Consider the following 21,636-nt stretch of genomic DNA (forward strand, 5'->3'; position numbering starts at 1 on the left):
TGCCTATCTTAGACCTTATAGTTACCGACCAGCGTATCCAGCTCTGTCGCTAATGCGTTTAAGCGCTCACTGGTGGCAGATGCACGTCTTGTTCCTTCAGCCGTTTCTTCGGTTACCGCCACAATTTGATGTACGTTCTCATTAATGGCGCCGGAAACATGGGTTTGCTCCTCAGCGGCGGTGGCGATCTGCGCGTTCATATTATTGATGGTATTAACCGCACTGCTAATTTGGTTAAGTGCCAGCTCGACCTGCCGGATCTCATCAACACTGCTTTGGCTGCTTTGTTTTAACTTACTAATCAGATCGATCGCACCTTTAATACCGGCTTGCAGGCGCTGGATCATCTGCTGGATTTCCTGGGTGCTTTGTTGGGTACGACTGGCCAGAGTGCGCACTTCATCGGCTACTACCGCAAAACCACGCCCCGCTTCGCCGGCCCGCGCCGCCTCAATGGCGGCATTGAGCGCCAGCAGGTTGGTTTGCTCAGCAATGCTGCGGATCACATCCAGTACTCCGCCAATACTGTCGGATTCTTTGCTTAAATCGCCAATAACCGAAACCCCATGGGTCACCTGCTCCGCCAAACCATCAATTACCCGTACTGTTTGCAGCAACGTCTGCTTCGAGTTACTGACCAGATCCTCGGCATTAGCGGCGGCTTCCGATGCCCGCATGGCGCTATCTGCCACTTCATGGGCCGAAGCCGCCATCTCGTTCATTGCCGTAGCCACTTGATCACTCTCGGATTGTTGGCGTGCCACGCCCTGCCCGGCCTGGCGCATAATGCCATTTAGCTCATTAGCGCTGTGATTCAGCGTTTTGGTCGAACCGGCAACCTGTGCCACCAAATCCCGGACCTGACTGGCAAAGCGGTTAAAAGCCTGCGCCAGTTGCGCTAATTCATCATTACCCTCAGCCGTTAAGCGATGCCGTAAATCGCCGCCACCCTGAGCAATATCGGTCATGGCGCTCACCGCCGATTTCAGTGGTGTAATAATACTGCGTACCACCACCAGTGCCAGCAAGGTAATCACAATTAACGCAATAGCTGCGGTGACTATCGAACTCCAGAGGCTGGTTGCCAGCGAGTCGTCTACCCGTTGCTGCATCACCGCAACCTGTTTATCCAGGCTGTCGATCCAAAAGCCGGTGCCTAACATTAAACCCCATTTGGTTAGCTCTTCGGCATAACCCAGTTTTGGATCCGTGGTATTGGTTTCCGGATTATTCCAGTGATAATACAAGTAACCTTTGCCACTGCGGGCGGCATTCCACAGGCCCCGAATGACTTCAACGCCATTAGGATCTTTAAGATCCATCAAATTACGGCCCTGCAAGGCAGGGTTGGCGGCGTGCATCACATTGACGCCCTGCTGATCATAGATAAAGAAGTAGCCCATGCTGCCACTGTCATCAAAACGCAGTTGGCGCAAAATATTAATGGCTTGTTCCCGAATGGCCGGATTGGTCGCTGCATCCGGCGCATTATAAAGATGAGCGATGGCAGTCTTACCCAGCTCCATATAGTTTTTAATTACTGCCTGCTGGCTTTGGCTATACACCTCAGCAAAGCCATCCACACCCTGCTGGCCGAGGCTGCGTGCCTGCATTAAGCTAAAGGTTACCAGCACTACTGCCAGTAAGGTGCTGGGTAATAACGCCAGCAGGAGGATACGGGTTTGGATGGTCAAATTTGCCATAAGCTACTCTCAGTTCGGTGAATAAAAAACGTCTGCTGAAAGTATAACGTCTGTTTAGAAAACTGCAGAAAAACTGGTAGCTTAGGCAACTGATTGCTGATATTTTCGGCAATTTTATTACCATTAAAACGACAAAGCCGGCAACGCCGGCTTTGTCACATTGAAGCGGAAACTAAGGGTTACAGAATTGCCAGCAGTTCTACATCAAATACCAGGGTGCTGAAAGGTGCGATAGCATTGCCGGCACCGCGCTCACCATAGGCCAGGTTATGCGGGATATATAACCGCAGTTTTGAACCTACCGCCATCAGTTGCAGCGCTTCAGTCCAGCCAGCGATAACGCCGGATACCGGGAATTCTGCTGGTTCACCGCGCTGATAAGAGCTATCAAACACAGTGCCGTCAATCAGGGTACCGTGATAGTGGGTACGCACGGTAGAGGCTGCGGTTGGCTTATCGCCTTCGGCGGCTACCAGAACTTCATACTGTAAACCAGAGGCAGTAACGGTTACTTCCGGGCGCTTGGCATTTTCTGCCAGGAACATTTCACCGGCTTCTGCCAGCGCCTGCGCTTTTTCTTGCTCTTCGGCCTGCATGCGCTGGCTAATAACGGTAAAAGCAGCACGGATTTGCTCATCACTCACTTCTGGCGCCTGCTCGTTGTACGCAGCGGCTAAACCGGCGGCGACAGCAGTGATATCTAAACCATCGAACGGACGATCAGCCAGTTGCTGACCCATTTGTAAACCGATACCGTAGCTGGCGTGCTGCTCTAACGTAGTAAATTTTGACATGGATTTCACTTATATTGACGGGTGCAGCCGGGCTACACCACTGTTAAAAGATGGCAGTATCTTACGTCAATTACCGCCAAAAGTCTTGTTCAAGCGGCCTTAACTCAGGCGGCCTGTTGTAAACGTTGCCAGATATCCTGCACCAGCAACTCGTCTGCCGCGTTTAGCTCACCCTGGGCAATTGCGTGCTGCAGGCTGCTGTTCACCTGTTGCAGCAAGGTGGCCAGGCTAAAAGGTTGCTCGGTTAGTTGCAGGGTTCCAACGGCTAAATCAACATGACCACGTAAATAACCGGCGGCAAATAGCTCATCGTCAGTGGCAACAGGCACTAACTGGTCAAAAAATTCCGCCGCCCGGGCAATAAAGTGTTCGGTATTGCTATCTTGCATTATGCTTCGTCCTCATAACCTAAGCGGTAAATCACATAATCGTTATAACCGGTCAGCACCGGTATTAAACCCTGTAACTCGCGATCTAAGGCCATATCACCGGTATCGGCCAGTAATGGCCGGCCATTTAGTTGCTGCAGCTTGCTCTTGGTCGCCAGCAGCAGAATGTTATCGCGGCCAATGGCGCGGATCACGGCCGGCGAGAGTTGTTGATTACCGCGGCCAAACACATGGCCCTGACCGCCAATCAAGGTAATAATTAATTTGCTGGGGGTATTCTGCACCAGCTCCAGCAGCTGCGCTGCGGTAACATCTTTGGCCAGCAGCTGACCATTTTCGACCACATCAACACCCAGCAGGGTATTGTCCAGCCCCAGTTCCGCCATCACGGCGGCAACCGTCGAGCCAGAGCCCATCACATAACGCACATCCGGTTCCATTAAACCAGCGACATAGGCCGCTAAATCATCCAGTACCAGCTCTTCTGACTCCTTGCCGGCCATTTTTACGCTTTGTACATAACGCAGCTCGGCCGGAATGCGCATCTCGCCATAGCGGCGGGCTTTGACGACCCCTTCACGGAAAGCACCTTCATCGATATCCATCACTGCGGCTTCCTGCTGACTGACCAGCTCACCGGCGACCAGCTTTGCCAGCAGCTTACCGGCGGCCAGTGGCGAAATCGCATAAACGCCGGAATGGATCTTACAACCGGCAGGGATACCCAAGACGGTGGTTTTAGCGCCGACGACGCTACAGACATTGCGCGCTGTACCATCACCACCGGCAAACAGCAGTAAATCAACGCCGGATTCGGCAATCACGGCAGCGGCTTGCTCGGTATCGGCCGCGGTAGTAAGTGAATCCGCTGGGGTATAGCAAAGCTGGTAATCAAAACCCAACTCTTCACAAAGCTGCTGCCCCATATCGCCAGCGACGGTAAAGATTTGTAACTTGTCACGCAGCGGCAGCAGTTGCTCCAGGCTTTGTCTGGCACGCTGTTGCGCCATCGGCACCGCACCGAGTGCCAGTGCCTGTTCAGCCATGCCATCGCTACCTTTTAAACCGACACTACCGCCTAAGCCAGCTAACGGATTTACAATCAACCCTAAGCGAAACTGCGTTGTCATCGACCTCACCTGTGTGACAGCTGTAGAAATTGCTGCGCATTGTAGCGACTTGACCGCAGCTTGCCCAGCGCTGTGCTGCTCGACAACGCTTGCTCCACTGGTTGGACTACTTTAGAGTAACAGCATAACCCAGCGTGTTCTAAGCAGTAGTGAGTTCTGATGAGCATAGAAAGCCTGTTTCAACAGCATCAACAGCAGTTTAACGCCGAACCCTATCCATCACTTGCTACACGTAAGCAACGCTTGCAGCGTCTGGCTGGGTTGCTAAAACAATACGACACGGCGTTACAACAGGCCGTGTCCCGCGATTTTGGCCAGCGCAGCAGTGTTGAAACGCAGCTGCTGGAAATCGCGCCCAGTCTGCAGGGCATCAAATATCAGTTGTCACAGCTTAAACGCTGGTTAAAACCGCAGCGCCGTGCCGTGCACTATACCTTTGCGCCGGCAAAAAACTTTGTGCTGGCGCAGCCGTTAGGTGTGGTTGGTATTATTGTGCCGTGGAATTATCCGATTTTTCTGGCACTTAGCCCGCTTATGGCGGCACTCTCAGCCGGTAATCAGGTGATGTTAAAGCTGTCGGAGTTTACTCCGGCAACCAATGCGGTGCTGGCTGAAATGCTGGCAGAGGGCTTAACTGACTGCGTTAGTGTGGTTCAGGGCGATGCCAACGTCGCCGCCGCTTTTGCCGCCCTACCCTTTGATCATCTGTTGTTTACCGGCTCTACCGGCGTCGGGCGCAAAGTGATGCAGGCTGCGGCGGCCAATCTGACGCCAGTGACGCTTGAGCTGGGCGGTAAAAGCCCGGCGCTGCTGACAGCAGATACCGACTTAGCACATTTTAGCCAGCGCTTATTGTTTGGCAAAACCGCTAATGCCGGTCAAACCTGTGTCGCGCCCGATTATGTGTTAGTGCCTAAGGCTCGGATCACGGCTTTGATTAACCAACTGCAAGCCGACTTTGCCAAGCTCTATCCTGATTTTGCGACTAACCCCGATTACAGCACGGTGATCAATACTCAGCATTATCAGCGCTTACAGCAGCTGCTAAGCGAAGCACTGGCTAAAGGCGCAACCGCTTATCCCTGTGCAGTCATAGGCAGCGAGCAGCAACAACAACAGCGCCGGCTACCGCTAACCTTGCTGGTTGATGTGCCCGAGGAGTGTCAGATTTTACAGCAGGAAATTTTCGGTCCGCTGTTGCCGATTATCGGCTATGACAGCTTTGAGCAGGCGCTTGACTATATTAAATCCAGACCCAGGCCGCTGGCGCTGTACTTATTTAGTGAAGATAAGCGGTTGCAACAGCGAGTATTAACCCAAACCCATGCCGGTGGCGTTTGCATTAACGATACGCTGCTGCATGTGGCACAGGAGGACTTACCCTTTGGTGGCATCGGGCCATCAGGTTTGGGTAACTACCATGGCCCGGAAGGCTTTTGGCGTTTTTCCCACGCCAAGGCGGTGCACCAGAAAGGCCGCTTTAGTAGCAGCATTCTGATTTACCCGCCCTTTAACCGGCCGCTGTTTAAAGCGCTGCTTAAGTGGTTAATGCGTTAGGGCGTGTTGATGTTTGCGGCTTTATCATCCGCTCGCGGCATAGTACGCGGTAAACTTAGCGCCAATAGCATCGCTATTGCTGCTGCCAGTGCCGCCAACGTAAAGGTGGCACTGGCGCCAGCGCCATCGCGCCAGCTGATACCGGCAATATAGGCGCCGATAGCCCCGCCACCGCCATAAATAATACCGGCATAAAACGCCTGACCGCGGCCGCGCTGTGCCTTGGGAAAAAACTGCTGAATAAACTGCATGGCGCCGCTGTGGGCAATAGCAAAGCTACCGGCATGTAACAGCATACTGGCTGCCAGCACCAGCGGCTGATCACCAAGATAAGCGACAATTAACCAGCGCAGTGCGGTTAAGCCATAACAGGCGGCCAGTAAATGCCCCAGCCTGAAACGGCCCAAAATGCGGCCGGCAAAATAAAAGGCGACGATCTCCGCCGCCACCGCCACGCCAATCAGCAAGCCGGTAACAGTGCCGCTATAGCCCAGATCGCGGCAATACAATGTAAAAAAACCATAGTAAGGCGCAAAGCTCATTTGCAGCATTAAGGCCGCGCCCATAAATAGCCACAGTACCTTACTTTTGAATAACTGACGCCAGGATAAGTGCACCTGTTGACTGGCTGACAGCTTAGGCAGCGGCGGCAGTTTAAATAAGCTGAGTAGCAGTAAGCCTAAAAACAGCAGCGCCGTTGCCGGCATAAACTCACTGCCAAAACGCTGAAATAAATAACCGCCGAGCAGCACCAGAATGATATAACCAACACTGCCGGAAGTGCGGATGCGGCTGTAAGCACCGGCATCATCGTTCAACGCATGGAAGGTACAGACTTCGAGCTGCGGTAAGATGGCGGTCCAGAAAAAACTAAACAGCGCAAAGCCGGCCAGCAAAGGCCAAAAGCCGGCATCAACAAAGCTGCTGCACCAGGCCAGGATCGCGATGATGGCGCCAAAACGCATAATACTCAGCGGCCTGGCGGTTTTATCAGCCAGCGTGCCCCACAGCGCCGGGCCAACGATCCGCGTCGCCGTGACCAGCGCCAGCAATAAGCCAATTTGCGCCGAACTTAAGCCGCGGCCATCCAAAAACAGCCCGAAATAAGGCACAAACAGGCCTAAGACGCCGAAATAAGCAAAATAAGCCAGCGCAAGGGCTGGCTTGGTGGCAAGTGTTAACACGACTGTTCCGTTAAACTAGTGTGATTAAAAAGCGGTATTAATTACTTTACTGTTGCCGTGCCAGTGCCGCGATATCCGGCGTACCGACCTGTACCCCGGCATTTTGGGCGCGATGGCGCAGCAGATGATCGAGCAGCACTATTGCCAGCATGGCTTCGGCTACCGGTACCGCACGGATACCCACGCAGGGATCGTGCCGGCCTTTGGTCACTACATCCACCACTTCACCGGCGGTATTAATGGTTTTGCCCGGTATACTGATACTGGAAGTCGGCTTTAACGCCATGCTGACCAGAATATCCTGGCCACTGGAAATACCACCCAGGGTACCGCCGGCATGATTCGCCGTAAAGCCCTGCGGTGTCAGCTCATCACGGCCGGTGGAGCCGCGCTGCTCAACCACCGCAAAACCATCGCCGATTTCCACTGCCTTAACGGCATTGATACTCATCATCGCATGGGCGATATCCGCATCCAGACGATCAAACACCGGCTCACCCAGACCGACCGGCATCCCGGTTGCCACCACATTAACCCGCGCGCCAACCGAATCACCGTCTTTTTTCAGCTGCCGCATATAGTCATCCAGCGCTTCTAGCTTAGTCGCATCCGGGAAGAAAAAGGCATTTTGCTCTACCTGTGACCAATCCAGCTGCTCGGCTTTAATCGGCCCCAGTTGCTGTAAATAACCACGGATCTCAATACCACAGTGCTCAGCGAGATACTTTTTGGCAATGGCACCGGCCGCCACCCGCACTGCCGTTTCGCGCGCCGACGAACGACCACCGCCGCGGTAATCGCGAATGCCGAATTTATGCCAGTAGGTATAGTCGGCATGGCCAGGCCGGAACTGGCTGGCGATATTGGCATAGTCTTGTGAGCGCTGATCGGTATTTTCAATCAATAAGCCAATACTGGCACCGGTTGTCTTACCTTCAAACACACCAGAGAGAATTTTGACACTGTCTTCCTCGCGGCGCTGTGTAGTGTAGCGCGAGGTGCCGGGCTTGCGCCGATCCAGATCACACTGTAAATCTTCGGCAGTTAACGCCATACCGGGCGGGCAACCATCGACAATGCCGCCAATCGCCGGGCCATGGCTTTCACCAAAAGTCGTGACTTTAAATAACTGGCCGATGCTGTTACCTGCCATTTAACTTTCCTCGAATAAATGCTGGCAAGTCACAAGTTGTGCTTTGCTCAGTGCAAAGACGCCAAGGCCTCCGGCACTAAACTCCAGCCAGCGAAATGGGACGTCTGGATATCTATACTGCAATTCAACCATACTATTGCCCACTTCACAAACTAAAATACCCTGCTCGGTTAAATGTGCAGCCGCATCGCGCAGGATCTGCCGGGTTAATGCCAGACCGTCGATACCAGACGCCAGCCCCAGTTCAGGTTCGTGCCGGTATTCATCTGGCAGATCGGCCATATCTTCGGCATCGACATAAGGCGGGTTAGTGACAATCAAATCATATTGCTGGCCCGTCAGGGCACTAAAGCCATCAGACAGAATGGGGTAGACCCGCTCCTGCAGCTGATGCTCGGCAATATTCAGCTCACATACTGCCAGAGCATCCTCACTGATATCGACGGCATCAACCTGCGCCTCCGGAAAAGCGACCGCACAGGCAATGGCAATACAACCCGAGCCGGTACAGAGATCCAGAATATGGGCCGGGCTGCTGCCAGCCGGCAACAGGCCCTGAAACTGCTGCTTAATCAGCTCGCCAATCGGTGAGCGCGGGATCAACACCCGCTCATCGACATAGAACGGCAGATCACAAAAATAGGCTTGCTGAGTCAGATAGGCAGCTGGAATGCGCTGGGTAATTCGCTGCTCTAACAGCGCGACAAATTGCTGTTTCTCATCTAATGTCAGGCGCACGCTAAATAACTTTTCATCACGCAGGGGCGGCAAGTACAACACATGCGACAACATCACTGCGGCTTCATCCCAGGCGTTATCGGTACCATGACCAAAATAGACCCCACCCTGATGCATCCGGCTGACCGCCCAACGTAACCAGTCATGCAGGGTCTGCAGTTCGCTATAGGCGCGGTCCAGTAATTCAGGACTAAAGGGTGCGGGTAAGGTGTCAGACATGGTATCCTTTGCTCCGGTAGCAGCTAATAAGATAGTATAGATTAAGGCCGATGCAGCAAAAAAAGCCGAAGCCCGATGCACTCAGCGTCGAAGAGCGAGCCCTGTTTCGCGACAGTGTCGCCGGTGCCCGCCCGCTTGAGCAGGACAAGATACCGCCAGTTGTCAGACGCAGCAAGCAAAAACGCGCGCCTACCGGCACGGCGGAGCTATCTGCGCAAAAACTGTTCTTTTTCTCCGATGAATACGAAGCCATCACCGACACCAGCGGCAGCTTGTCTTATGTGCAGCAGGGTGACGACCCGATGCTGGCCGGCCGCTTACGCCGCGGTGAATTAGAACCGCAGGTGGTATTGGATTTACACGGTATGACAGCCAATGAAGCGAAAACACAGCTGGCTGGCTTACTGGACTACTGTCAGCAGCAGCAATTTAATTGCGCCTGTGTCGTGCATGGTAAAGGACTGGGCATACTGGCACGTAAGGTACCAAACTGGCTGGTGCAACATCCGAATGTACGCGCCTTTCACACCGCCCCAAAAAGCTGGGGCAAGCATGGCGCCCTATTGCTATTGCTTAAAATTAATCAGAGCAACGAGCAGCAGTTTCGCGAACTGCAACACCGGTAACAGCAACATCTACAACAGCATCTGTCACGACAAGATCAAGCAGCGTTAGCTACGTACTAACGACAAATCCAGCGGTGACATCTGCTCTAACAACTTCCCGCCCCGCGCTGTCCGGTAGTCGATACAACATAAGGCTGCAGTAGTGAAAATGGGGGTGCGGCCCGCGTCAGTAAAAGCTTCTACCAGAAAACTGACCAGCGGCATATGGGATACCAGTAATACCCGCGCATCAGGTTGCTCAGCGAGCAGTAAATCCAGTTGATCTTTGATCTGTAACGCCTGGCCATCCGGTACCAATTGCGGTATCACCTGCAGCCGACAGGCCGCCTGCGCTTCCAACATAATGGCAGCAGTTTGCCGTGTACGCAGGTATGGGCTGACCCACAGGTAGTCAAATGCCGGATAGACATTGGCCAACCAGGACGCCATCTGTTGTACTTCTACCCGCCCCTGCTCGGTTAGCGCGCGTTGCTGATCATCAGCCTGCAGCGGTTCAGCTTCGCCGTGGCGCATGATTACAATATTTACCATGGTGTTATTGCCATACTACTTGATCTGTCCCATCTGGCCGGCCGTTTAACAAATAAGCATGCGTCAGGTGAAAATAGTGCGCTATGATAATGAAAGTCAGCCGCCAGCGTAACTGCTATTAAAGCATAAGACCTATGCTGGTTATTACTTATCGCTATGAGAGGCGCTCGCAACAGGTGCCTTAGAAGGATGCATCTTGGCAAGTTCACCGATATTGCAAAGCCCGAACGATCCCAGACAGTACCGGCACCTTGTCTTAGCTAACGGTTTAACGGTGCTACTGGTTCACCAGGCCGACAGCGAAAAAAGCGCGGCGGCCCTGACCGTCAATGTCGGGCACTTCGACGATCCGATTGAGCGCGAAGGCCTGGCGCATTTTTTAGAGCATATGCTGTTTTTAGGCAGTGCCGCTTATCCGCAGGCCGGCGAAGTGCAGCAGTTTATCAGTGAACACGGTGGCAGCCATAATGCCTGGACCGGCACTGAGCATAGCCAGTTCTACTTTGATCTTGAACAGCAACATTTTGCTGACGGTTTAAGCCGCTTCGCTGCGATGTTTACCGCGCCCCTGTTTAGCAGCGACTATGTCGAAAAAGAGCGCCAGGCCATTGAAGCGGAATTTTCGCTAAAGCTAAAAGATGATAGCCGGCGTATCTATCAGGTGCATAAAGAGAGTATTAATCCGGCGCATCCCTTTGCCAAGTTTTCGGTTGGCAACGCCCAGACCCTGGCCGATCACCCACACGAAAGTCTGCAACAAGCGGTGAAACGCTTTTTCGATAGCCAGTACAGCGCCCACAGAATGTCATTGTGCCTGGTTGGCCCACAGAGCCTGCTTGAACTGGAAAAACTGGCCAGAAACTATTTTAGTGATATTAAAGCGGATGTCGCGGCTAAAAGTCCGCTGCAAGTGCCGCTGTACTTGTCAGAACAATTGCAACTACAGCTGCAGATCCGCCCCCATAAAAGTAGCCAGCGTCTGGTATTGAGTTTCGCCCTACCTGATATCCAACCCTGGTATCGTTATAAGATGGTCAGCTTTTTGGCGCATCTGCTCGGTGATGAAGGACCGGGCTCCTTGCTGGCGTTATTAAAAAATGCGGGGCTGGTAAACCAACTGAGTGCCGGCGGAGGCATTGACGGCAGCAATTATAAAGATTTTACTCTGGCATTCGAACTCACGTTACTGGGGCGGCAGCACTATCAACAGATCGTGCAGGCGGTGTTCGCTAAATTAGCCTTGCTCAGGCAAAGTCCGTTTCCAGAACAGTTGTTTCAAGAGCGGCAAAAGCTACTACAGTGGGCATATCAGTTTTATGAACCTGCCACGGCCTTGCAAACCGCCACGGATCTATCGCTTAATCTACAGCATTATCCGCTACAGGATGTGATCTTTGGCGATTACCGAATGGAAACGCCACCTCCGGCTTTATACCGACAGCTATTACAATATTTTACTGCCGATAATCTGCGCTTGATGCTGATCGCCGATGATGTGGACACTAACCGTGAAGCCCGCTGGTACCAGACGCCCTACCAGATCAGCCCTATCGACGCGCAACTGTTAGCCAGCTTGCAACAAATCCAGGTCCCAGCAACATTGCAGTTGCCAGCCGCTAACCCTTATCTTATTGCAGATTTAGAACTGTTATCGCCTGCAGACCATCTCGCTGCACCACAACTATTTTTTGAAAGCCATGAGCTTAGCCTCTGGTACAAACCCGATACCGACTTTAACAGCCCCAAAGGCCATATTTTTTTACAGCTTAGTCTGCCCTTGAGTTGTCAAACCCTAACCCAGCAAGCTGCCAGCCGCTTATGGGTCGAGTTACTGTTAGACCGCTTTAATCAGCAATTCTATGCGGCGACCACTGCCGGCCTGAATTACTTTTTGCACGTGCATCGCCAAGGCCTTAGCTTACAAACCAACGGACTTTCAGCTAATCAGTTACAGCTTATTGGCGACATATTATTACAGCTACCTGATCCGCAATTTTGCGAGCAACGATTTGCAGAGTTAAAGCAACAACTTTGCCGGCATTGGCTAAACAGTAGTAAGAATAAGCCGGTGGCAACGTTATTTTCGAAATTGTCGGCGGTATTACAACCGCAGAATCCCGAGCCAGTGCAGCTGGCAGCGTCACTGGCTAACCTGAGTTACGAGGATTTTCAGCACTTCCGGCAACAGGTATGGCAGCAATTACATCTCGAAGCGCTGATGTTGGGTAATTGGAGTGTCGAGGCTGCCGCCGCACTGCAACGGCGGTTACAAGACTGGCTGCAGACGCAAAACAATAGTGGCAGTGCGCCCAAATCGAAACAATGCTATATCCGGGACCTGGGTCCGGTTTGGTTACAAGCCAGTCCCGAATACGAGTCGGATCATGCGCTGATAGCCTATTTGCCGGCTCGAGAGAAATCACCCACCATGATGGCGTTGTTTATGCTTGCCAATCATATCCTGGCACCGCGTTATTTTCACCAATTACGCACTGAGCAACAGCTAGGTTATTTAGTTGGTACTGGCTACGTGCCAGTTAATACGTTGCCGGGCATCGCCTTTTATGTACAATCGCCCAATCACGCGGCGGATGTATTGTATCAGGCAACGGAAGCGTTTTTCCGGCACTTTATCGGCGAATTGAGTCAACTACATGACCGCGATTTTCAGTCTTTAAAGCAAGGCTTAGCTGCTCAACTGGCTGAGCGGGATACCAGCTTAAGTGCCAGAGCCAAACGCTACTGGTCGGCCCTAAGTCAGGGCGACTATGACTTTGATTTGACGCAGCGCATCCTGAATGCACTTGAAGATATTGACCGGCTGCGGTTTCAGGATTTCTTAAGTCAATTATTAGCCGCTGACTATGATGTGCTGTTATTAGCGACAGATCCACCACCCATGGATAATTATGTAAAACGCCTGCATAAGTCGCAGTTGACAGAATTATTACAGCAGCAACGAAAATGCTTTTGACAGTACCGATTTTCTCCGTTAACGTAGTCCAAAAGCAGTACTGAATTATTATAAAGTGCGCGATAAAACAATAACTTTTCTCACCCTCTCATTTTTGGGGCTAACACTTGCTGTGTTATTTTTCTTGCCCCTTGCCGCAACGGCCCTTAGTTGGGATACCGTTCAACCTTATTTATTCCCTGCTTTGTTAACACTGGCGCTGACCGGCTTGTTGCTTGGTCAGTTAAGTTTGAGACGGATGCGGCGTTATCATCAGGCGCTGGCGAAAAGTGAAGAGCGGCTGCGGCTATCGATTTGGGGCAGTGGTGATGAACTCTGGGACTGGAATATCGATAGTGGCGAGCTGTACCGCTCCAGCGCCTGGCTGGAGCCTTTGGCTATCGCGCCGCAAACCGAAGATTTCCCGCCCAATAAGGCGCTGATTCATCCACAAGACTTAGAGCGGGTAAGTCATGCGCTGTCGCAGCATTTGGCCGGCAAAAGCCCCTTTTTCGAGGCCAGTTATCGGGTAAAGACCGTGGACGATACCTATATCTGGGTGTTGGACCGCGGTAAGGTCGTCGCATTTCACGAAGATGGCAAACCACAACGCATGACTGGTACTTTGAAAAATATCAGTCAGTTAAAACAAGCCGAAGCACGGATGCAACTGTTCGCCCGCTGTCTGGAGAATATCTCTGATGCCGTGGTGATCTGCGATACCAAATTTAGCATTATCGAAGTTAACCCGGCCTTTAGCGTGATTACCGGAAAAAGTCGGGAGCAGGTATTACAAAACCGCTTTCAGCTTTCACTTTATCCGCCACGTTTTATCCAGGAAATTGAAAAAAAGCTGGTTAAAGATGGCCGTTGGAGCGGCGAGATCCGGGAACTGAAAACCAATGGTGATTACTACCAGGCAGAATTAACCTTTGATGTGATTAAAGATGATCAGGGTTGTATTACCCAATACGTCGCGGTATTTTCTGATATCTCCGATCGCAAAAGACGTGAAGCCGAATTAAGCCGGCTGGCTAATAGCGACACCCTGACCGGCTTACCCAACCGCGCGGTTTTTATGAATAAGCTGGCCAGCCTGGTTACCGAAAAAACCGAACATGCGCTGCTGGTATTTGACCTGGATAACTTTAAGAAAATTAACGACTCACTGGGTCATGAACTCGGTGACGCCCTGCTTTGTAAGCTGGCTGATCGCCTGCATAACAATAAATTATTCCGGCAAAAGCTTTACCGACTCGGCGGCGATGAATTCGCTATTTTGCTCGACAATACCAACGATATTCATGCCATTACCAGCCTGGCGAAAAACTTACTGGAACAAATTAATAAGCCTTTCGCTGTGGATCAGCATGAGTTGGCGGTAACCAGCAGCGTCGGCATAGTATTGTTTCCGGAAGATGGTAAGGATCCACAGGCGCTGCTGCGAAATGCTGATACCGCGATGTATCATGCCAAGAGTGCCGGCGCCAACCGCTATTTGTTTTTTAATGACACCATGAACAAACAAGCTGTGAAACGGCTGCAGATCGAAAACCTGATCCGCCATGGCTTAAAAGAAGATTATTTTACTGTGTTCTACCAGCCGAAAATGGACATGCTAAGTGGCAAGGTTGTCGGTATGGAAGCCCTGGTACGTTTTATTACACCCAAAGGTGGTCTGGTAAGCCCAGCCAGCTTTATTCCGGTGGCCGAGGAAACCGGACAAATTGTTGATATCGGTACCGTGGTACTGCGTAAAGCCTGTATCGATGTTAAACGCTGGATAGCACAGGGCCTGTTTCATGGCCGGGTGGCGGTTAACTTATCGGCCAAGCAATTTATGCTGCCCTTTCTCTGTGATCAGATTGACGATATTTTGCAGCAAACCGATTTACCCTCCTACCACCTGGAGTTAGAGATCACCGAGGGCACGGTGATGCAATCGCCGAAGCTGGCGATTGATACCATGAAAAAACTGCGTGCCCGCGGCATTCACCTGGCAATGGATGATTTTGGTACCGGCTACTCCTCGCTGGCCTATCTGAAGCAATTCCCACTTAATACGCTGAAAATTGATAAAGCCTTTATCGACGATATGAGCAGCGCCCGCGGCCGCAATATGGTCGATACTATTGTCACTATCGCACACAACCTGAGCCTGAGTGTGGTAGCAGAAGGGGTGGAAACGCACGAACAACTGGAGCAACTACGCAAGCTGCGCTGTGAAATTATTCAGGGTTACTATTACAGCAAGCCGCTGTCTGCTGAAGATTTTGCCGCCTTCCTGCAAGAACAAAAGCAACAACGGCCGAAGATTGCGGCGTTATAAAGGCGAAAGCCAAATTACAGACATTAAAAAAGCCCTAACGGGCTTTTTTAATCGGCATCTGATTCAACGTACGAGAAATCATCCGAGCCATCTGCAATGCGCTTCTTACCGAATACGGTATGAAATTTGCGTTTTTCTGCCAGACGTTGTTTGTACTTTAGCCAGGTTTTTTCATACACAGTGCTGGCTTCGGCTTCACCGCGGCACACCGACAAAAAGCGCTGCTCTTCGTCATTTGCCGGTTGGCGTACGCCCTGCTCCAACTCTTGCATTGCTAAACCATGTTTTTCCAGCAGATTGCCCTCTGCCAGGGTAAAACGCCCAGACCGGGTAAAACCACGCGGGAAATTCCGGTCATCGAAAAAGCGACGATTAGCGACAAAACTTTGCTGCATCACTTTTTTCCTCTCATGTCGTTGAATATCAAGCCAGCCTGTTTAAACTGTGCGGAGTATGGTTAACAAAATTCCTGTCGTAAAACAAATATTTTTAATTGTTACGATAAAAAACATTTGAGGCTAGTTTGGATACTGACTTACTGAAAACCTTCCTGGAAGTACAGCGCACCCGCCATTTTGGTAAGGCTGCCGAAAATTTATACCTTACGCAGTCGGCGGTCAGTTTCCGCATCCGCCAGCTGGAACAACAATTGGGCGTAAATTTATTTATCCGACACCGAAATAACATTCAGTTAACAGCGGCGGGCGAGCGGCTGTTGCCACATGCTCAAACTATGCTGGCCGCCTTACAGCGCGCCAGACAAGACGTCGCGGACAGCGCCAGCCAAAGCCCGGCTTTACAGCTGGCAATGCCGATGGTATTGGCTGAGCAGTTATTAGCGCCCACGCTGCAGCAACTGGCGTTATTGCCAACACCGCTGACCATCCGGGCGGAGTGCTTACCCAAGGAGCAAATCAGTGACTTATTACTGAGCCAACAATTGGATCTGGCTATGTTACCGGAGCCGGTAAAGACCGAAGAGCTTTATCGCGAAGCCATAACACAGTTGCCGCTGCTGGCGGTATGCACGCCGGGGCATGCAGCCTGTAAGCAGCTCAGCGCTGCAGAGTACTGCTATGTGGAATGGGGGCAGGCCTTTGCACTGCAGCATAGCCGCGATTGGCCACAGCTACAGGCGGCGCGCTTTAGCACTAACTCAGCGCAACTGGCGCTAACTCAGGTGTTAGCGGGTAACGTCGCCGCCTTTTTACCCGAGAGCTGGGTTAAACCCTATCTTAATGCCGGGCAACTGGTGGCGGCAGCGGCGCAGCGCTATACACTGACACTCTATGCCGTCTGTCATCAGGATCGGCAACAGGATAGCCTGCTAAAAGCCGCTATAGCGCTTTTAAAGCGACAATTAGGGCCGGAATAAGCCGTAGCTACGGCCACGGGCGCGGCGCAACGCCAGGCGTTTGTGGCTGTTAAACAGCGGTAACAGCAAAGGACCGGTAAAGATTGCCGCCAGTGCCCAGCGCATCGCCTGCATACCACTACGCAGTGCCGCTATGTATACGCCTACTGCTACCATTAACCAAAGCACCGGAACTAATAACACCCGCTCTCTCCTACATCACTTTACTGCTGCTGGCGATTATACCAGCTATCCGGACGTCTTGCTGTTATGCTTTAGTTGCATTTTTAGCGAAAATGCAAAAAGGGCCCGCAGGCCCTTAGATAACTTACCCCCTGCAAGGCGGCTGTTACTGTGGATAGAAACGCTCGCCTGCTGTTGCCATTTTCAGCAAGGTATCGCACGGCGTAAAGCGGCTACCAAAGCGGCTTTCCAGCTGGCGTAAGGTCGCCACCAGATTATTGACACCCAGCTTATCAATATAGCGGAACGGGCCACCGAGGAAGGGTGGGAAACCGATACCAAAGATGGCACCGATATCCCCATCCCGGGCCGAGGCTATAATGCCCTCTTCGAGACAACGTACCGCCTCATTCAACATCTGCGCGGTACAGCGGCTGGCAATCTCTTCGCCATTTAGCGCCGGCGCCGGTGTTACGCCAAGTACTGCATATACCGACTCATCAACCAGCTTCTTACCTTTTTTCGCCGCCTTACCGTAAAGGTAAAACCCTTTTTCGGTTTTCTTGCCTTTACGGCCATCGGCCAGCAGTTTGTCAAAAGCAGCCGGGGCGGCAAAGCGCTCACCGAGCTCAGCAGTTAAAATCGGAGAAATTTTGGCGCCAACATCAATACCCACTTCATCCAGCAGCGTCACCGGGCCGACCGGGAAGCCGAATTTGACCAGCGCACGGTCAATTTTTTCTACCGGCTCACCGGCAAGCAGAATATTGGCCGCCTCATTCATATACAGCGCCAGAATGCGGTTAACGTAGAAACCGGCACCGTCTTTAACCACGATCGGCGTTTTGCCTTGCTTACGGGCAAAAGCAACCGTCGTAGCAATAGTTTCCGCTGAGGTTTTGTCATGCGCAATCACTTCTACCAGCGGCATTTTATCTACCGGTGAGAAGTAATGCAGACCGATCACATTTTCCGGCCGCGCTGCCTTTTCGGCAATTTTGTGAATAGGTAACGAACTGGTATTGCTGGCAAAGATGGTATGCTCCGCACAGTGCTGTTCAATATCAGCCACCATTTGCTGCTTTAAGCTCAGATCTTCAAATACCGCCTCAACCACGATATCGACATCATGGAAACCACTGTAATCGGTAGTGCCGGTGATCAACAGCAGCTGCTTTTGCATCTCGGCCTTGCTGATAAAGCGCTTTTTATATTTTTTGTTCAGGATATCAAAGCGGTATTTCAGCGCATTATTAATACCCTGCTCAGCGATATCTTTGATCCGCACCGGTACACCGGCCTTGGTGGCGCTGACATTGGCAATACCGCCGCCCATCAGACCGCCGCCCAGCACTGCGGCTTTGCGCACCTTACGCGGTTTAGCATCACCGGCACCGCTTTCTTTCTTCATCTGGGTGGTAGCAAAGAAAATACTGCGCAGTGCCGCCGACTCTGGCGTCATACAAAGCTGGCCAAAGGCTTTGGCCTCTGCGGCCAGACCTTTTTGATAGCCCTGCTCAACACCGGTTTGAATCACTTCAATAATCCGCAGGGCGGCAGGATAATTGCCCTGAGTTTTCTTCAGCGTTTGTTTTAGTGCCTGGGAGAACACCAGTTTGCGACCCGGTCCGGTATTTTCCAGCAGTTTATCCAGCAAGCTCTGCTTTTTCGCTTCGCGTCGTGGTTTACCGGCCAGCGCCTTTTTCACTGCGGCATCCAGCAGAATGCTCTCCGGCACCACTTCATCGACCAGGCCGAGCTTTTTCGCCTGGGCCGCACGCAATTGCTTACCCGTCAGGATCATATCCAGCGCTTTTTGCACGCCAACTAACTTTGGTAAACGCTGGGTACCACCACTGCCGGGTAGTAAGCCCAGCTGCACTTCCGGCAAACCCAGCACGGTTTTCGGGCTGCTGCTGGCAACCCGCACATGACAGGCCAGTGCCAGCTCCAGACCACCACCTAAGCAAGGCCCATGAATTGCGGCCACCAGCGGTAAGCGCAATTGCTCCAACCGGTCAAACATTTGTTGTCCCATCGCAGCAATGGTTTCAGCCTGCTCAGCCGTCTGACAGGCGTCAAGCATGCTAATATCGGCGCCGGCAATAAAGGAATCTTTTTTGCCACTGATAAAGACCACGCCTTTTAAGGTACTGTCGTTAGCCAGCTGTTTCAGCATGGCATCAATTTCATCGGCAAACGAGGCTTTCAGGACATTCATGCTTTCACCCGGAATGTCCATGGTGATCACGGCCACCTTGTCATCGCGGATGTTTAAGCTAAAGCTGCTTACTGTCTCAGTCATTATTCGGTCTCCACAATCATCGCAGCGCCTAAACCGCCGGCGGCGCAGGCAGTGGTCAGGCCGATGCCACCACCACGACGTTTTAATTCATTCAGGGTTTGCACTATTAAGCGGGTGCCGGTCGCGGCAAAGGGGTGGCCATAAGCCAATGAACCGCCGTTGACGTTAAACTTATCCATATCAATTTCGCCAATGGCTTCGCTGCGGCCCAGCTTTTCTTCGGCAAATTTACGGCTGCCAAACATCTTCATATTAGCCAGCGCCTGCGCAGCGAAGGCTTCATGCATTTCAATCAGCGTCAGATCCGACAGTTTCATCCCGGCGCGATCCAGCGCGATCGGCGTGGCATAAGACGGGCCCATCAGCATATCTTCATGTACGCCGATGGCCGAAAAGGCGTAGCTGCGCAGATAACCCAGGGGAGTATAACCCAATGCCTTGGCGCGGCCTTCGGTCATCATCAGCACCGCAGACGCACCGTCGGTCAGCGGCGTACTGTTTGCCGCCGTTACTGAACCATGCACCCGGTCAAATACCGGCTTTAACTTGGCATAAGACTCCAGTTTGGACTCCATCCGGATATTATTATCGATCTTTAAATAACGGCTGTACGGCTCAACATAGGCGGTCATTACCTCATCGGCCAGCTTGCCGGCTTGCCAGGCGGCCGCCGCCAGCGTGTGCGAGCGGTGTGCCATTTCATCCTGCGCTGCCCGGCTGATACCATGGCTTTTCGCCATTTGTTCAGCCGTATCGCCCATTGACAGGCCGGTACTGTATTCGGCTACTGCCGGTGGTACCGGCAGTAAATCTTTCAGGCCCAGACGGCGGAAAATTGCCAGTTTCTGGCCCAGGGTTTTAGCTTTATTGACATCGACCAGGGCGCGCGCCAGTTTCTTGCTCACGCCAATAGGTAACACTGAGCTGGAGTCCGCGCCACCGGCAATGGCGATCTGAGTGACACCGGCCAGCATTGATTCGGCAACACTGACTACCGACTGAAAACTGGTGGCACAGGCCCGGGTAACACTAAAGGCATCGGTATGCACCTGCATACCGGTACCGAGCACGATTTCGCGGGCGATATTTGGCGCCTCTGGCATCTGCACCACCTGGCCATACACCACCTGCTCTACCAGCGCCGGATCCAGTTCGGCACGGATCAGTAATTCATTCACCACCAGTTTTCCCAGATCCAGAGCCGAGACACCATGAAACTCGGTCGCTTGTTTGGCAAAGGGGGTACGAAGCCCGGACACGATTGCAATACGCTCACCGTCACGGGTTCTCAGGTTGATAGGGGCTGCCATAGTTATCCTCTTGTTTTATGCTGGCCTGATTACAGGTCTGACCTCTGACTTTTGATTGTAACCACAGTCCGGCGAAATTAAAACAGTTGTTTTAAAACTCTTGTTTTAGCGCTTGTAATAGCCATACGGGAACCTTATAAATAACAGCAGGTCCTAACTTGGCGTTTGCCCGCAGAAAGCGGTCAAAAATCAACCACTTCTTAATAATAAGACAGAAATCATCATGGTACAGGCTTTTGCGTCATTAAAATCTTATCTGGATAGCCAGGTGCTGGGGCAACCGGCACTGACCGAAGGCATCTTGCTGGCTTTGCTGGCCAATGGCCATCTGCTGGTAGAGGGCCCGCCCGGTCTGGCGAAAACCCGCGCAGTGAATGCACTGGCGCAAGGTGTAGAAGCGGAGTTTCACCGCATACAGTTTACCCCTGATTTACTGCCTGCTGATCTGACCGGTACCGATATCTACCGGCCGGAAACCGGCGCCTTTGCCTTTCAATCCGGCCCGTTGTTTCATAATTTAATTCTGGCGGATGAAATTAACCGGGCACCGGCCAAGGTACAGTCTGCGCTACTGGAAGCGATGGCAGAAAAACAGGTCACAGTGGGTCGCAATACTTATAAACTGCCGGAGCTGTTTCTGGTGATGGCGACACAAAACCCGCTGGAACAGGAAGGTACCTACCCGCTGCCGGAAGCCCAACTTGACCGCTTTTTATTGCATTTAAAGGTTGATTACCCGGATAGCGCGACCGAGCTGGAGATCCTGCGCTTAACCCGCGCCGAAGCCCGCCATGAAACACCGGTTAAAGCGGCACCCATCAGTCAGGCGGATATTTTCGCTGCCCGCCAGCAGGTACTCAAGCTGCATCTGGCGGAGAGCCTGGAGCACTATATGGTGCAACTGGTGATGGCCACCCGCCAACCGGCGGCTTACAGCGACAAACTGGCCAGCTATATCAGCTATGGCGCCAGCCCGCGGGCGACCATAGCGCTGGATCGATGCGCCCGTGCCCGTGCCTGGCTGGCGGGTCGTGATTTTGTTACGCCGGAAGATATTCAGGCGGTATTTCATAATGTGCTGCGCCATCGTCTGATCCTGACCTATGCGGCAGAAGCCGAAGGGATCAGCACTGATCAGGTGCTGACCGAAGTCCTGCAGCGGGTGGCAGTGCCCTAAG

18 protein-coding genes are annotated in these 21,636 nt (G+C 52.3%); 6 read left to right on the forward strand and 12 right to left on the reverse strand.

Features of this window, described 5'->3' with window-relative positions; translation table 11 throughout:
* Window positions 1–8 precede the first annotated feature (8 nt).
* The 4 genes from AJE_RS02725 to AJE_RS02740 all read right to left on the reverse strand — a co-directional run bounded on the left by AJE_RS02725 (window position 9) and on the right by AJE_RS02740 (window position 4,016).
* A complete protein-coding gene (locus AJE_RS02725; RefSeq protein WP_008949555.1) occupies window positions 9–1,703 on the reverse strand; it encodes a methyl-accepting chemotaxis protein in 1,695 nt (564 codons plus the stop codon).
* A gap of 179 nt (window positions 1,704–1,882) precedes the next feature.
* Window positions 1,883–2,497 carry a BamJ family beta-barrel-assembly machinery protein gene (locus AJE_RS02730; RefSeq protein WP_008610132.1) on the reverse strand — a complete coding sequence of 205 codons (615 nt, stop codon included), beginning with the start codon at window positions 2,495–2,497 and terminating at the stop codon, window positions 1,883–1,885.
* 104 nt (window positions 2,498–2,601) lie between these two features.
* A complete protein-coding gene (locus AJE_RS02735) occupies window positions 2,602–2,886 on the reverse strand; it encodes a YfcL family protein (RefSeq protein ID WP_008949556.1) in 285 nt (94 codons plus the stop codon).
* The gene (locus AJE_RS02740) at window positions 2,886–4,016 is read right to left on the reverse strand and encodes an ATP-NAD kinase family protein (protein WP_008949557.1); all 1,131 of its coding nucleotides are present in this window, start codon (window positions 4,014–4,016) and stop codon (window positions 2,886–2,888) included. Before AJE_RS02740 ends, AJE_RS02735 begins: the two co-directional genes overlap by 1 nt.
* Before the next feature lie 159 nt (window positions 4,017–4,175).
* Between AJE_RS02740 and AJE_RS02745 the strand changes: the two genes are divergently transcribed.
* Complete coding sequence (locus AJE_RS02745) at window positions 4,176–5,573, forward strand: coniferyl aldehyde dehydrogenase (RefSeq protein ID WP_008949558.1); 1,398 nt, start codon at window positions 4,176–4,178, stop codon at window positions 5,571–5,573.
* On the opposite strand, the gene AJE_RS02750 is transcribed toward AJE_RS02745, so the two are convergent.
* From AJE_RS02750 to prmB, 3 genes are read right to left on the reverse strand one after another with little or no spacing between them, the layout of a single operon-like run.
* Complete coding sequence (locus AJE_RS02750; protein WP_008610128.1) at window positions 5,570–6,757, reverse strand: MFS transporter; 1,188 nt, start codon at window positions 6,755–6,757, stop codon at window positions 5,570–5,572. The genes AJE_RS02745 and AJE_RS02750 overlap by 4 nt on opposite strands.
* 46 nt (window positions 6,758–6,803) lie before the next feature.
* The gene (gene aroC / locus AJE_RS02755; RefSeq protein WP_008949559.1) at window positions 6,804–7,910 is read right to left on the reverse strand and encodes a chorismate synthase; all 1,107 of its coding nucleotides are present in this window, start codon (window positions 7,908–7,910) and stop codon (window positions 6,804–6,806) included.
* A complete protein-coding gene (gene prmB, locus AJE_RS02760; protein WP_008949560.1) occupies window positions 7,911–8,867 on the reverse strand; it encodes a 50S ribosomal protein L3 N(5)-glutamine methyltransferase in 957 nt (318 codons plus the stop codon).
* 50 nt (window positions 8,868–8,917) lie between these two features.
* On the opposite strand from prmB, the gene smrB reads away from it, so the two are divergent.
* Entirely contained in the window at window positions 8,918–9,493 is a 576-nt protein-coding gene (gene smrB / locus AJE_RS02765) for an endonuclease SmrB (protein WP_008949561.1), read from the forward strand.
* Window positions 9,494–9,538: 45 nt separating this feature from the next.
* On the opposite strand, the gene sixA is transcribed toward smrB, so the two are convergent.
* A complete protein-coding gene (sixA, locus tag AJE_RS02770) occupies window positions 9,539–10,024 on the reverse strand; it encodes a phosphohistidine phosphatase SixA (RefSeq protein ID WP_008949562.1) in 486 nt (161 codons plus the stop codon).
* Window positions 10,025–10,220: 196 nt separating this feature from the next.
* Here sixA and AJE_RS02775 point away from each other — a divergent pair, with 196 nt between their 5' ends.
* Both AJE_RS02775 and AJE_RS02780 read left to right on the forward strand, forming a co-directional pair.
* Window positions 10,221–12,998, forward strand: coding sequence for an insulinase family protein (locus AJE_RS02775; RefSeq protein ID WP_008949563.1), 2,778 nt, complete (start codon window positions 10,221–10,223; stop codon window positions 12,996–12,998).
* A gap of 238 nt (window positions 12,999–13,236) precedes the next feature.
* Entirely contained in the window at window positions 13,237–15,306 is a 2,070-nt protein-coding gene (locus AJE_RS02780; RefSeq protein WP_008949564.1) for a putative bifunctional diguanylate cyclase/phosphodiesterase, read from the forward strand.
* A 47-nt stretch (window positions 15,307–15,353) separates the two neighbouring features.
* Here AJE_RS02780 and AJE_RS02785 read toward each other — a convergent pair whose 3' ends face one another.
* Window positions 15,354–15,701, reverse strand: a complete 348-nt coding sequence (locus tag AJE_RS02785) for a MaoP family protein (protein WP_008949565.1) — start codon at window positions 15,699–15,701, stop codon at window positions 15,354–15,356.
* A gap of 128 nt (window positions 15,702–15,829) precedes the next feature.
* Between AJE_RS02785 and AJE_RS02790 the strand changes: the two genes are divergently transcribed.
* Window positions 15,830–16,681 (forward strand): LysR substrate-binding domain-containing protein, encoded by an 852-nt coding sequence (locus AJE_RS02790; protein ID WP_008949566.1) that lies wholly within the window; start codon window positions 15,830–15,832, stop codon window positions 16,679–16,681.
* On the opposite strand, the gene AJE_RS02795 is transcribed toward AJE_RS02790, so the two are convergent.
* The 3 genes from AJE_RS02795 to fadI all read right to left on the reverse strand — a co-directional run bounded on the left by AJE_RS02795 (window position 16,667) and on the right by fadI (window position 20,458).
* The gene (locus AJE_RS02795) at window positions 16,667–16,864 is read right to left on the reverse strand and encodes a hypothetical protein (protein ID WP_008949567.1); all 198 of its coding nucleotides are present in this window, start codon (window positions 16,862–16,864) and stop codon (window positions 16,667–16,669) included. The genes AJE_RS02790 and AJE_RS02795 overlap by 15 nt on opposite strands.
* Before the next feature lie 145 nt (window positions 16,865–17,009).
* A complete protein-coding gene (fadJ, locus tag AJE_RS02800; protein ID WP_008949568.1) occupies window positions 17,010–19,148 on the reverse strand; it encodes a fatty acid oxidation complex subunit alpha FadJ in 2,139 nt (712 codons plus the stop codon).
* Window positions 19,148–20,458, reverse strand: coding sequence for an acetyl-CoA C-acyltransferase FadI (fadI, locus tag AJE_RS02805; protein ID WP_008949569.1), 1,311 nt, complete (start codon window positions 20,456–20,458; stop codon window positions 19,148–19,150). The genes fadJ and fadI overlap by 1 nt, the downstream gene beginning before the upstream one ends.
* A gap of 223 nt (window positions 20,459–20,681) precedes the next feature.
* On the opposite strand from fadI, the gene AJE_RS02810 reads away from it, so the two are divergent.
* Window positions 20,682–21,635: an AAA family ATPase gene (locus tag AJE_RS02810; RefSeq protein ID WP_008610115.1), complete on the forward strand. Its 954-nt coding sequence runs from the start codon at window positions 20,682–20,684 to the stop codon at window positions 21,633–21,635.
* The last annotated feature ends 1 nt before the right edge of the window (window position 21,636 follow it).

Origin of the sequence: Alishewanella jeotgali KCTC 22429 (genome assembly GCF_000245735.1) — a bacterium.
GTDB lineage: Bacteria > Pseudomonadota > Gammaproteobacteria > Enterobacterales > Alteromonadaceae > Alishewanella > Alishewanella jeotgali.